This is a genomic window from Dyadobacter sp. HNCC25DJ186 (assembly GCF_056895235.1).
Genome location: NZ_JBXHAS010000003.1, coordinates 40,597 through 53,964, shown reverse-complemented (window position 1 = coordinate 53,964; position 13,368 = coordinate 40,597). Strand labels below are relative to the sequence as shown.

At 41.8% G+C, this 13,368-nt stretch carries 11 protein-coding genes; 4 read left to right on the top strand and 7 right to left on the bottom strand.

Features of this window, described 5'->3' with window-relative positions:
• Nucleotides 1-2 precede the first annotated feature (2 nt).
• From AC1XUO_RS09940 to AC1XUO_RS09925, 4 genes are all read right to left on the bottom strand, one after another.
• On the bottom strand, nt 3-581 hold the full coding sequence (locus AC1XUO_RS09940) for a nitroreductase family protein (protein WP_483329630.1): 579 nt from the start codon (nt 579-581) through the stop codon (nt 3-5).
• Between the two features lie 177 nt (nt 582-758).
• Complete coding sequence (locus tag AC1XUO_RS09935; protein ID WP_483329629.1) at nt 759-1,634, bottom strand: pirin family protein; 876 nt, start codon at nt 1,632-1,634, stop codon at nt 759-761.
• 227 nt (nt 1,635-1,861) lie between these two features.
• Nucleotides 1,862-2,440 (bottom strand): Crp/Fnr family transcriptional regulator, encoded by a 579-nt coding sequence (locus AC1XUO_RS09930; RefSeq protein WP_483329628.1) that lies wholly within the window; start codon nt 2,438-2,440, stop codon nt 1,862-1,864.
• 78 nt (nt 2,441-2,518) lie between these two features.
• Nucleotides 2,519-3,034, bottom strand: coding sequence for a hypothetical protein (locus AC1XUO_RS09925; protein ID WP_483329627.1), 516 nt, complete (start codon nt 3,032-3,034; stop codon nt 2,519-2,521).
• Nucleotides 3,035-3,410: 376 nt separating this feature from the next.
• Between AC1XUO_RS09925 and AC1XUO_RS09920 the strand changes: the two genes are divergently transcribed.
• From AC1XUO_RS09920 to AC1XUO_RS09905, 4 genes are all read left to right on the top strand, one after another.
• Nucleotides 3,411-4,082, top strand: coding sequence for an NAD(P)-dependent oxidoreductase (locus tag AC1XUO_RS09920; RefSeq protein ID WP_483329626.1), 672 nt, complete (start codon nt 3,411-3,413; stop codon nt 4,080-4,082).
• 152 nt (nt 4,083-4,234) lie between these two features.
• Nucleotides 4,235-4,645: a hypothetical protein gene (locus tag AC1XUO_RS09915; RefSeq protein ID WP_483329625.1), complete on the top strand. Its 411-nt coding sequence runs from the start codon at nt 4,235-4,237 to the stop codon at nt 4,643-4,645.
• Between the two features lie 178 nt (nt 4,646-4,823).
• The gene (locus tag AC1XUO_RS09910) at nt 4,824-9,161 is read left to right on the top strand and encodes a CusA/CzcA family heavy metal efflux RND transporter (RefSeq protein ID WP_483329624.1); all 4,338 of its coding nucleotides are present in this window, start codon (nt 4,824-4,826) and stop codon (nt 9,159-9,161) included.
• A 59-nt stretch (nt 9,162-9,220) separates the two neighbouring features.
• Nucleotides 9,221-10,417: an efflux RND transporter periplasmic adaptor subunit gene (locus AC1XUO_RS09905; protein WP_483329623.1), complete on the top strand. Its 1,197-nt coding sequence runs from the start codon at nt 9,221-9,223 to the stop codon at nt 10,415-10,417.
• Nucleotides 10,418-10,472: 55 nt separating this feature from the next.
• On the opposite strand, the gene AC1XUO_RS09900 is transcribed toward AC1XUO_RS09905, so the two are convergent.
• The 3 genes from AC1XUO_RS09900 to AC1XUO_RS09890 form a co-directional block, all read right to left on the bottom strand.
• Nucleotides 10,473-11,147, bottom strand: a complete 675-nt coding sequence (locus AC1XUO_RS09900; RefSeq protein WP_483329622.1) for an outer membrane beta-barrel protein — start codon at nt 11,145-11,147, stop codon at nt 10,473-10,475.
• A 120-nt stretch (nt 11,148-11,267) separates the two neighbouring features.
• Entirely contained in the window at nt 11,268-11,819 is a 552-nt protein-coding gene (locus AC1XUO_RS09895; RefSeq protein WP_483329621.1) for a DoxX family membrane protein, read from the bottom strand.
• A gap of 141 nt (nt 11,820-11,960) precedes the next feature.
• Complete coding sequence (locus AC1XUO_RS09890; protein WP_483329620.1) at nt 11,961-13,217, bottom strand: NAD(P)/FAD-dependent oxidoreductase; 1,257 nt, start codon at nt 13,215-13,217, stop codon at nt 11,961-11,963.
• Between the last annotated feature and the right edge of the window lie 151 nt (nt 13,218-13,368).

Here is a 13,368-nt window from a genome sequence, read left to right as displayed (position 1 = left end):
TTTCAGTTTTGTAGGAAAACAAACTCACTAAGTGGTTTGCGTACACGTGGTGTTATTTCCCTCGTTTTGAACGGCTCTTCCAGTTTTTCGGCCTCATCTCTATATCCCAGGGCGATGACCGCAACCGCTTCCTGATTTTCTGTAAGTCCAAGCGTTTCTGAAATTTTAGTTTTATCAAATCCACCCATCATGTGGCCATAGATATTCAACGCGGATGCTTGTAAAAGTAAATGCGCATTGGCCATTCCTAAATCATGCAATGCTGTAACGTTTTCTGTCTGGTTTGCTTCAAAGGTTTTGCGGGCAACAGCCACAATTAATACGTCTGCATGTTGAGCCCAGGGTTTATTTCCTTTAAACAAACTGTCAGCGATTTTTGCAAAACCTTCGTTGCTCTTCGAAGCATAATAATACTGCCACGGCTGCTCGTTATTCGCGCTGGCCGCCCAGGCCGCAGCTTCAAGAATTGTATTCAAATCATTTTGCGGAATCACCTTATCAGAAAATGAACGCGGACTCCATCTGTTTTTTATCAGGTCAAGCACATCGTGCTTCGTATTTGCAATTTTGATATGTTCCATTGTTTGTGGCTATTAGCGGTTAGGCACTTGCGGTTAGTTTGTTACCTCCGACTTATCGAATAGATTAAATTATCTTTATTATGTTGATTGTCAATGGTTAGCGATTTAGCTCTCAGAAATGACTGGGATATTGGAATGGAGCCATTAAGCTAATAGCCAAAAGCTAACTACTAATACCTAAATGGACATGGGCACTTCCATCAGAAGCACCTCGGCATCTTGCGAATTTGCTTTGATAGCGATACTGCCAGTATCCCAGATTCCCAATCCGTCACGTTGGTTCAGTTCGTGATCTTCAATCGTGAAATCACCTTTTAGCACAAAGGCATAAACACCGTTTTTAGGATTTTTCAATTTGTATTCTACCGAGAAATTTTTATCAAATTTTCCCATGTGAAACCAGGCATCCTGATTGATCCACACACCGGCATCATCGGCATTTGGAGAAAGGATCTGTTGCAGATTATTATGCCTGTCTTCAACATTCAGTGTTAACTGGTCATATCTTGGCGTTACATTTTTGCTTTTTGGAAATAACCAGATCTGTAAAAACTTCGCGTCCTGATCTTCGTTTTTATTGTATTCGCTATGAAAAATTCCCGTTCCCGCGCTCATTACCTGGATATCACCATGTTTGATCACGGCCACATTGTCCATGCTGTCCTTATGTTCAAGATCGCCTTCCAATGGAATTGAAATAATTTCCATATTGTCGTGCGGATGTCTGCCGAAACCTTTTCCACCGTCAACACGGTCGTCGTTTAATACACGCAAAACACCAAAATGCATACGGTCAGGATTGTAATAATTCGCGAAACTGAACGTATGGTGGCTGTCAAGCCAGCCATGATTTGCATGTCCGCGGGTATCTGCTTTATGGAGAACGGTGTTGGCTTTTACTTTTGATTCTGTATTTGGCAAATGATTAAAACCAATCACATCCAGTTCTTTTAATTCATCAATATCATTCTTAATTACACTTCCAACCGATGCCGACGCCACGAACATTCCAGTTCCCATCAGGCCTTTGCGGATAAAATCTTTTCTTTCCATGATTGATAGTCGTTTACCGATTTAATGTTACAAAGTTCTTTATTCTACGAGTGCCGGGCATTGAACCAGGACAAGAAAACAACAATTGATAAAGTATTTTTCAACAACATTTCCTGCCTTATCCCGCAATCTGTTTTTGCTTCGCGTTAATAAATTAACAATACAAAGGAACAGTAACCGGGAAGCGAAAACATTGAACCAGGACAAGAAAACTGAAAAATGAAAAATTATTTTTTCAAAAGCTTGGTACGAACTTTACTTAAAAATTCGGCAGAAATGCCAAGGTAGGAAGCAATATAATGTTGTGGAACGCGCTGAGGAATCGTTGGATAACGTTTAATGAAATCCAGATATTTGTCCTGGGCACTGGTTGCAATGGTTTTGAATAATCGTCCCTGTAAGCTGGATAGGTTACGCTGTACCAAAATCCGAAACATTCGTTCAAGCTGTGGAACCTGTGCCAGCAGCGATTCTTTGGTCTGTGGAGAAAGGATTAACAATTCACATTCTTCAAGCGTTTCGATAAACATAGCACTTGGTTTCTGATCATGAAAACTGGCGATGTCGCTAACCCACCAATCCTCGATCGCGAACTGCAAAGTCACTTCAAAACCATTTTCATCGATATAATACATGCGGATGCAGCCCTTATTGATGAATGCTTCGAAATTGCAAACCTCGCCTTCGTGCAATAAAATTGTTTTTTTAGGAAAAGTTTTGTGTTGTAAAATCGAATTGAAATACGCAAGTTCTTCGACCGTCAGATTGGCGTGGCGTATCAGGTATGTATTGATGCGGTCGAACATGTTTATTTTGGGGAGGTTGGGAGGTAGAGGCAAAGAAAAACCAACTTTCTAAAAGTTGGTTTTTTGAAATAATAATAATCAGTTTTTACTTGGGGCGCAAATTCGCACTTCGAAAGTATATGTCCAGACAATCTCCTTGGCATATTCTTCACCAAACAATTCAGGAGTTCTGCCATCCACGTCTGCTTTTAAATCAAAATTTACGCCAAGATTTTTAAAGGGTTCAACGAAGTAAGGCTCATTCGTCACAATATAAGAAACCGGTATTTTTTCTTTTGGACCATCAAAATCTTCGAGCAGCGACTCGCCGTCTTCTTTTTCAACCAGCCATCCATAAAAACAATTATATAGTTTTTCCGCAAGATCATCTGCCGGATTTCCTACTGCCGCTTTGCAAGTTATAATTTCGAAAGATTTTGTAACAACGTTATCAGGCATCTCCGATAGTTCGTAACCCACTGGACCATCAGAAATTTTTCCATTAGATTCGGCACCAGCACTTTTATTATATAAAATTCCAACCGCCTGATCAAGTACATCGATCAGCTCAGAATTCACTGGATTGCCTTCAAAACCTTTTAAATAGCGACTCATGATATTGTTATAATTTTATTTAAGAATTTTCCAGACAGCCATTAACACTTCAAATGTAAGGGGCTTATCCCAGCCGTGCAACCCGCAAGTCAATTGTATAAATTAAACTGGAAGTGCCCTGACTGCATTGCTAACCTATAAAATTCTTCATGGGTTCCTGGTTTTTTACTAAAAAATGGAAAAAACAGGAAGAAGCGGTGCAGTCATCAATTGTTTAAATCTAGACTTTCAAAAATTTCTATTATTTTTGATTCATTCAAATCTCTTGATAAAATATTGAAACGATAGCAGCTGATCGAAACGCTGCGAACGAGGTTGTTTTCATACCGAAAATCAACCTTTGAATCTGTATTTTATATCTTAATTTAGAAGAGAAATGAATCCTTATCAAAAAATAGCTGTTCTTGGCGGTGGTGGCCGTACCGGAAAATATCTTGTTAATCTGCTTCTTTCCAGAGGGTATCAATTAAAAATCCTGCTTAGAAATATTCCTGAAAACTTCGAAACTTCAAATGAAGCATTCGCTGAAAATCTTACAAATCCTCTCGTCGAAATTATAATTGGTGATGCAGTTGTTTTAGAGAATATCCGTGAATTGTTATCCGGTTGTCAGGCGGTAATCAGTACGATTGGACAAAGACCGGGTGAGCCTATGGTGGCGAGCACGGCCAGTGAACATATTTTACAGGTGATGGAAGAAGCAGATATTCAGCGTTATATTGTCGTTGCCGGTATCAATGTTGACACCCATTTTGATAAAAAAAGTGAAAAGACAAAAGCAGCAACAGAATGGATGAAAGAAAGTTTTCCTGAAATTCATGCCGATCGTGAAAAGGCATATAGTCTTCTTTCACAAAACAAGCTGGACTGGACTTTGGTGAGGTTTCCGGTAATTGAATATACCAGTAAAAGTTTCGCAGTAGATTCAAATACAGAGGATTGTGCGGGAGATAAAATCAGTACTGCTGATATTGCTGAATTTTTGGAACAACAGTTGCACGATAAAAAGTATATCAGACAAGCGCCTTTTCTTTATAATGTTGATTAAAAAAGCGTATTTAATCCCGGCGGATCTTTATCAAATTACGCCGGGATTTTATTATACCAAGTACTTTTTGTATTTATCTGTTTTGGAAACTCGCCTGTTCGTAAAATTTCTATCTTTGAAATTCATAAGATAAGTATAATCAGAAAAGCACCTTGATCCGGATTTTTGCCTGTTTATTGAGTTTCCATATTTTGCTGGGCAGCTTTTTACCTTCCATGGAATGCTGGGAGGAATTGAGCCGTTTGCCGCAGCTGATGGCGCATTTTGAAAAACACAAACAGGAGAGTAACGGTCGGATCACTTTCTGCACGTTCATGCAAATGCACTATGCCACAGCTTCTCAGCATGCGCAGAATGCTCCTGATTCAGAAAAAAACCAGCATGAAACATTGCCTTCGCTAAGCGGACATTCTCTGCATTCTTACGTCATAGCTGATTTTCACTTTTCCGGATATTCTGAACCTTTGGTGACTGAATTTCAGGATAACAATACTTACTGGTGGAATAATCTCTATTCGTTCCAACATCATTCTTCGCTTTTGAATCCTCCTAATTTAGGCTGAATTCCTCTGTTTTTGTACTCCTAATTTCCTATTATACTGGTTGTTGATAGCTTTATGCTAACATCAGTTCTGCCTTTCCGTTTGTATTTCAATCTTTTAAAAAATTGAATTTTCACTCTGAAGCAGGCTGCTGTTGGTATCAAAGATTTGTCACCGATAGTCAATTGATATTTATTTTATGTTTGATTCAATAATCCGTTTTAGTATACGGAACAAATTGATTGTGGGCCTGATGGTTTTGGGTCTTATCAGTTGGGGAATCTATGCGTTGTCAAAACTTCCGATAGACGCGGTCCCCGATATTACTACCAACCAGGTTGTGGTATTAACGCAGACACCGGCACTCGCCGCGCAGGAGGTGGAGCAATACATCACGGCGCCCATCGAGCTCAGTTTGACAAATGTACAGGGTGTCGAAGAAATTCGCTCGGTTTCGCGTCTTGGGCTTTCCGTGATCACGGTTGTTTTTAATGACAATATGGATATTCTCAAAGCCCGCCAGCTGGTTGGAGAGCAAATATCTCTGGCTGCTCAGGATATTCCAAAGGAATTTGGTTCGCCATATCTGGCTCCAATCACGACCGGGCTGGGTGAAATTTATCAGTATACACTCGTCCCGCAGCCCGGTTACGAGAATCGTTACGACCTTTCTGAACTACGAACGATGCAGGACTGGATCGTGAAACGCCAGCTGACAGGGATTCCTGGGGTAGTGGAAGTCAGCAGTTTTGGCGGTTTTGTGAAAGAGTATGAGGTAAGTATCAACCCTGAAAAACTTCGTGCAGCCGGTATAACCATTGGTGATGTATTCACTGCTGTCGAGCGGAATAACAGCAATACGGGAGGAAGTTATCTTGAAAAAGACAGCCAGTCATACTTCATCCGTGGAGAAGGAACCGTGAAAAATCTGGATGATATTGGCAATATCGTGATCAAAACCGTGAACGGCGTTCCTATGAAGGTTAGCAATGTGGCTAGGGTTCAGTTCGGTCATGCAGTTCGCTATGGCGCGATGACGCGAGATGGAAAAAGTGAAGCCGTGGGGGCGGTGGTGTTGATGTTGAAAGGTGCTGACGCAGACCGAACCGTAAAAGCCATAAAAGAGCGCATGGCTAGAATTCAGAAATCTTTGCCGGAAGGTGTTAAAATTGAATCGTTCATTGACCGGGCGAAACTGATTGATAAAGCTATAAAAACGGTTCGGAACAACCTTTTGGAAGGTGGGTTAATCGTAGTTTTTGTTCTGGTATTGTTACTTGGAAGTCTTCGTGCAGGATTGATCGTGGCTTCGGTAATCCCGCTTTCGATGCTTTTCACTTTTGGTATGATGCATACCTTCGGTGTTTCAGCAAATCTGATGAGCCTCGGTGCCATCGATTTTGGACTTTTGGTAGATGGTTCCGTGATTGTTGTCGAGGGAGTCATGCATTATTTGCAAACCCATTTTAAAACGGGAGATAAACTTTCTCAAAAACAAATGGACGATACTGTTCAGGTTAATGCATCCAAAATCCTGACCTCCGCTGTTTTTGGTCAGATCATTATTCTGATCGTATATCTTCCCATACTTTCACTTTCAGGTATTGAGGGGAAAATGTTCCAGCCCATGGCACTTGCGGTGAGTTTTGCAATTTTGGGTGCACTGATTCTTTCGTTTACCTATGTTCCGATGGCTTCGGCACTGTTTCTTGCTTCCAAAATCAATAACGAAAAGAATTTCTCAGACCGCCTCGTTAATAAATTATTCAGTTTTTACCACCCTTTAATAAAAGGCGCCTTGTCATATCGAAAAGCAATTGTCGGTGCTTCACTGGCTCTGCTCATTGGAAGTGTGATGCTGTTTGGAGCCTTGGGCGGCGAGTTTATTCCGCAGCTTGATGAAGGTGATATTGCTATTGACCTCCGTATGCCGACAGGAACTTCGCTTACCGAAACCATCCAGGCTTCATTAAAAGCGGAACGCGCTTTGCTTAAAAATTTCCCGGAAATACGTCAGATCGTTGGGCGTATCGGCGCGTCCGAAGTGCCAACAGATCCCATGCCGGTTGAAATGACTGATCAGATGATCAATCTGAAAGACAGGTCCGAGTGGACTTCCGCACATACCCGGGAGGAACTTTCCGAAAAAATGAATAAGGTTTTGGAAAGAGAAGTGCCTGGCGTGATGGCTGAATTTACGCAGCCGATCCAGATGCGTTCCAATGAAATGATTACAGGAGCACGTTCTGATGTTGTGGTCAAAATTTATGGTGATGATTTAAATAAATTGTTCGAACACGCCAACGATTGCGCTGCATTGATACAACTTATTGCAGGTGTTGCGAGCTGTCGCGTTGAGCCGATCGTAGGTTTACCGCAGATCAAAGCTTCCTATCACCGTGATCGTCTGGCTCAATATGGGCTCGATGTTGCATCCATTAATCAGCTGATCAAAACCTCTTTTGCAGGAGAAACTGCCGGTGTCGTTTTTGAAGGAGAACGCCGTTTTGATCTGGTAATCCGTCTGGATACTTTGCATAGAAAAGACTTGAAAGACATACGGAATCTGTATGTGACCATTCCAAATGGCGGTTCAGTTCCGCTGGGGGAATTGGCAGATATTACCTATGAACAAGCTCCGGCACAAATTTCCCGCGACAATACAAAACGCCGGATCACGATCGGTATCAATGTTTTAAACCGTGATGTTGAGAGTGTCGTCCATGATATTCAGGCAAAAATTGAAAAAGGCGTGGTGCTGACGCCTGGTTATTATTATTCTTATGGCGGACAGTTTGAAAATCTGCAACAGGCCCGTCAGCGGTTGTCCATCGCAGTGCCAATTTCGCTGCTGCTGATCTTTGTTCTGCTTTATTTTACATTCAAACGACTGACAGAAGCACTTATCATTTTCACCGCCGTTCCACTTTCCGCAATCGGAGGGATCTGGGCTCTTTGGATCCGTGATATGCCTTTCAGTATTTCTGCGGGCGTTGGATTTATTGCACTTTTTGGTGTTGCGGTTTTGAATGGAATTGTGTTGATCAGCTATTTTGATCAGCTGGAAAAAGAGGGTATAGGATCACTCCGTGAGCGGATTGTGGCTGGGGTTAAGGCTCGTTTCAGACCTGTAATTATGACTGCCGGTGTGGCTTCCCTTGGTTTTTTGCCCATGGCATTATCTACCTCGGCAGGCGCGGAAGTACAGCGGCCGTTGGCGACAGTTGTTATCGGAGGACTGATCACTGCAACTTTATTAACCCTGATTGTACTTCCGGTTTTATATAGTCTGGTGAAAGAACGGGTTGAAAAACGGAATAAAGCAAATAGGGTAGTAGTTGCCGGAATGATGCTGATTGTCCTGCTTTCTTTCCCAAAAACAGAAGCTCAGGCGCAAAGGGTTTTGTCGCTCGATCAGGCTGTTAAAGAAGCAACGACACAAAATCTTGCTGTAAAATCAGGAGAGCTGGTTATCAGTAGGCAGCAGGCGCTGGTCGGGGCTTCATTTAATCCTGCAAAAACAGATCTGGATGTGCAATATGGTCAGACCCAGGCCAGAAATACGGATTACACCGCCACTGCCATTCAATCGTTCGCTCCGCTGAGTGTTTATAAAACGCAGAAAAAACTTTCGGAAGCTAATGTGCAGGGCGCGCGATATCAGCTGGACGCGGATAAGTGGCGCCTGGCCAATGAAGTAAAACGCGCTTATTACCAACTTGTTTTTGATCAGAAATTACTCGGTTTCCTTAGGGAGCAGAGCGAGTTATATCAGCAATCGGCGCGGGCGGCAGATGTGCGGTTCAAAACAGGCGAGACCAATCGGCTCGAACAAGTTACTGCCGAAAGCCGATATCAAAATCTGTTACAGCGAATCAGAAGTTCGCAGAGGGAACAGCAGATCCATTATGCTGCGCTGAGGTTACTTCTTCATACGCGGGATACGATTTCGATTGATACCAATACTGTTTTTAAACGACTTTCCGGTAGTTTGATCAGGCCGGATTTGACTCCGGATTCCAATCCATTCTTAAACGTTTTGCAGCAAAACATTACCAGCAGCCAGATTCAGACACGTCTCGAACAGCGGAATACATTACCGGATTGGCGGGTAGGCGTTATCAACCAGTCAATTGCGCGCGAGAAAAATTTCAATGTGCTGCATGCAGGTCTGTCTTTTCACATTTTTACCAAAGCACAAAAAGCAAGAATTCAGTCTGCGAAAATTCAGGAACAGGTGAATGAAACGCAATTGGCTTCGGTGAAGGAACAGCTGAATACTGAGCTGGATATGATGGAAACGCGGCAAAAAAATCTGGCCGCGACGCTTCAATATTATGAAGACCACGCACTTCCCCAAGCGCAGCTGATCCGGCAAACGGCACTTTCAACTTTTAAAGGAGGTGAAATTGGTTACCTGGAATTTTTTGCGGCCATTCAGCAAGCCTATCAGTTGCAGGAAGAATATCTGATTAATGTCCTGGATTATGATTTCAACCTGATCAGAATCGAAGAAATTATTGGTGCAGAGAAGTAACCGTCATCCAAATTACATAAACCGGAGAGTATCCCGAATCAAAATAATTGTTCACTGAAATGAAGACATTAAAAAATATTTCCCGAAAAGGGCTTTTCTACGCCGGACTGGTCAGCGTGATCGGTTGTGCCACGATTTCCTGTGAATCGAAAACGGAAGAAGCTGAGATTGAACAGAAAAAAACCGTTGTTGATACCTCGAAAATTGATCAGATTAAGCTGACACCGCAGCAGTATCAATCCATTGGTATCCAACTTGGAAAAGTGAAATTGGAGACGGTAAGTGATGAGGTGAAGGCGAACGGAATTGTAGAACTTCCGCCTGAAAACCAGGCAACGCTCAGCTTGCCTGTCAGCGGAAAAATCAACTATATGAAAGGAATTCCAGGCCAGCCTGTGAGAAAAGGAGAATTGCTGGCTACACTGGAAAGTTTTGAATTTATTCAATTGCAGCAGGATTATCTTCAAAATGCAAGTCAGCTGGCTTATCAGGAAAAGGAACTGGAACGACAGCGGACACTGAGCAGTGAAAATGTTGGCGCTCGGAAAAATTTTGAACAAGCCCAAGCCAACCAGCGATCTACAAAAGCCTTGCTCCAATCACTTGAAGCGAAACTTAAAATACTTGGCCTTTCAACGGAAACGTTAAATAAAAAAGGCATCACGTCTGCGGCTCGAATCATTTCTTCTGTGAATGGTTATATCACGGCTGCGAATGTCAATCTTGGAAAAGAAGTACCGGCTGGCCAGCCCATTTTTGAGCTGGCAGATAAGAGTGATATGCATATTTCGTTAACCGTTTTTGAACAGGATGCTTCCAAAATTAAGAAAGATCAAACGGTGATGGTGCAATTTAACGATGGCGCTTCACCTGTAAAAGCAAATGTCCTCATGGTTGGGAAAGTTCTGGAAGGCGAAACAAGGACGCTGAATGTTCATGCGCATATTAAAGACAGAATTCAGGAAGCAAAGCTGGTTCCAGGCGCTTATGTCAATGCAAAAATCCAGACAGGAAACCGTGAGGCAACGATGGTTCCCGCTGCTTCGATTGTCCGCAAGGGAGCAACTGGATTTATTTATATTGAAGAAAATAACAAAGAATTCCGCCGTTTGCCGGTTGAAATAGGAAACGCGGTCAAGGATGATTTAGTTGAAATTATTTCAAAAACTATATTTGAAAATGAGAAACTGGTTGTAAAAGGTGCATATCTTATTGATGCGGAATTTGCCAAAAGAAGCGAGCCTGCCGGTGAATAAACTGGATTGCGTAATATTCGCTTTTTTACAAATAACAGCTGGAATATCTTTTTGCCTAAAATGTGATTCCGGTTGTTATTTGAATATTTCTGGTTTTGATATCGTCATAATAGGAGGCGTCTTGTAGCATGTTTTTCATTTTATATGTTCCAATTCCTTCATTTAGTCTTAAGGTGACAGGTATTGTAACCCGCCAGACATCAAATTCGACTCCTGCTCCGGCTAAGACACCAATTCGGTCCTTGGTAGTTTGCGGATGCAAATTTATATTTTCCTCGCCTGTTACACACGTGGAAGGTGTTTCACGGCATATTTCTCCATTTATATTAATGTTAAATGAAGTTCGTGATCTTACATTTAGCCCGGCGTCTACAAATGGGCGAATTTTTCCGGAGAAGAAAGTATACCGCAGGAGCATCGGTAAATTAACGGATTGAATTTTATAATTATAGGACGTATAGATATCCTTATTTGAACGGATGTAATTACTCCAATTTGGCTGAACATGAAAGGATAATCCTGATTTTCGCGGTGAAAAATTATACGAAAGGTCAAGACCAAGAACGGCTCCCTTCACTGTTGCTATTTTTTCATAGGTAAAAGTTTCACCAAAAATATGACTTCCAGCAATTATCCCGAAGTGTACTTTTCGTTCTGAAACCTCTGTTTGCGCAAGTACCTGACTCGTTACAAAACAGAAAAGCAGAGTTGGTAAAATATTGTTTCTCATATCGTTGAATTATGATTTTATTCTTTACGACACGAAAAAAAGGTTTTTAGTTGTAACAATGTTTATAATTAGGATCACAGATAGTACATTACAGCAGACTTAGTAAACAGTGAGATGTTATCATGAAATCACATTCATACTTTTATAAACGTTCGGCACCCGCTTTCCAAGTGTGCTCCTTAAACTTTGCGGTTTTGCAACGATCTTAGCACCCGTCCAGGTGGAAGCGATCACCATTCCGGCGGCAATGAGGATAATATCTTTAATAATATACTGCGCAGCAAGGCTCGGCGCATGAAGAGGTCCAGGGAATAATTCTGCCGGGAAAAAAATTAGGGGGGACATCGCCCCAATCATTTGAACCGCCAAAAGCCAGACTCCGACACGTAAAAACATACCAGACAAAAAGCAAAAACCGATAATACATTCAAGCGTCGCAACAAAAATCATGGCGCTGTGTCCTGAAAATATACCTAATGTCAGAACGGAGGTCGTTCGTGTTGCCAGTGATTCGATGGGGCTGATACCGGTAAAAAATTTCAGTATCCCAAATCCAACAAAAACGATTCCCATGGAAAATCGTAGAATGCCGATACTGTTAGCGACCAGCCATTTGTTGATGTTCGTGTCAAGTTTGTCAAAACGATCAAAAAGATTTCCAGGAGTTCCCATAGCAGGTAAATTTAGACGTTGTTTGGTGATGATACTTCATCTACGCCAAAATCCTGCGAATCGATTGTTCATTTACAATCAGTTTTACAACCATGTCCAGGAATATTCTTTCAGGTTTTAGCCAGACTGCATGATGATCGGTCAATAATTTTTCGGCCTGAAAATCATTCTCAGCGACTGATCATTTTTTAGATAGGAGACAAACCAGTTGTATAGTGTTTTCACCCGGTTACGATAATGAATCAGAGAAACCAGGTGAATAAAGAGCCAGGCGATCCAGGCTATAAATCCTTTAAAATGGACTTTCGGCTTTGGTAAATCAGCGACTGCTTTACTTTTTCCGATAATCGCCATGGCACCTTTGTCTTTATATCTGAACGATTGCAGACCCGCGCCTTTTTGAATATTTACAAAATTGCGCGCAAGATTTATTCCCTGCTGTAAAGCCACCTGGGCTACCTGCGGATGTCCCTGCTGATAGGCAGGATCGTTTGTTTGAAAACTGGTATCACCGATTGCATAGACGGAAGGCATACCAATGATTTCATTATATTCGTCGACCATTAATCTGTTTCCTCTTCCGTAACATTGCGCCGGAATTCCGTCAAATTTTTGTGAAGTGATACCTGCGGCCCATAACAGGTTGTAAGAATTAATCGAATCTCCGTCTTTAAAGAAAACTTGCCCGTCGACAAAATCACTGACACGGCATTTTAACTTTATTTTAACACCCATTTTTCTGAGCTCATCATGCGTATGTCGCTGCGATTTTTCGCTCATATGTGAAAGCAAGGATTCACCCCCGTCGATCAGATAAATCTCCGTTTTAATACCTTCAAGTTCCGGGTAATCATTTCGAAGGATACTGTTTCTCATTTCTGCTAAAATACCGGATATTTCCACACCGGTCGGTCCACCGCCGGTAACGACAATTGTAGTCAATTTTTCCTTTTCAAGTTCATCTGTCGTAACAGTTGCTTTTTCCAGACGTTGAAGCAAAATGTTGCGCATGGCCATGGCATCGTCAAGCGTTTTCATTGGAATAGCATTTTCCTGAACATTCTTCATGTCAAAAAAATTGGTTACCGTTCCGCTGGCCAGTACCAAATAATCGTAAGTGAGCTCACCGGTACTGAGAATTACCTTTTTCTCTTCCGGAATGATCATGGAAAGCGTACCAAGTCTGAACCGCAGGTTTTTGATTTTGTGCATAAACATCCGGAACGGATAGGAAATGCTGGAAGCTTCCAGAAAGCAGGTCGCGACCTGATAGATCAGTGGGGGGAAAAAATGATAATTGTTTTTATCTACTAAGATTATTTCAATACCTGGCTTATTTCCTAAATGCCTGACCAGATTGATACCTGCGAATCCTCCTCCTATAACGACAATTTTCATTTTTCCTGCTTTGACGGGTTAAGATATAGTTCTTTACAATATGGCTATAAATGCTGTGCCATGCTAAGGTTTGACGTCGTAAATCTTAAAGAGTAATCCTTTTCTGAATTATAACTTAAAATAAAAACACCGTGCAGATCATTTTTCTGAT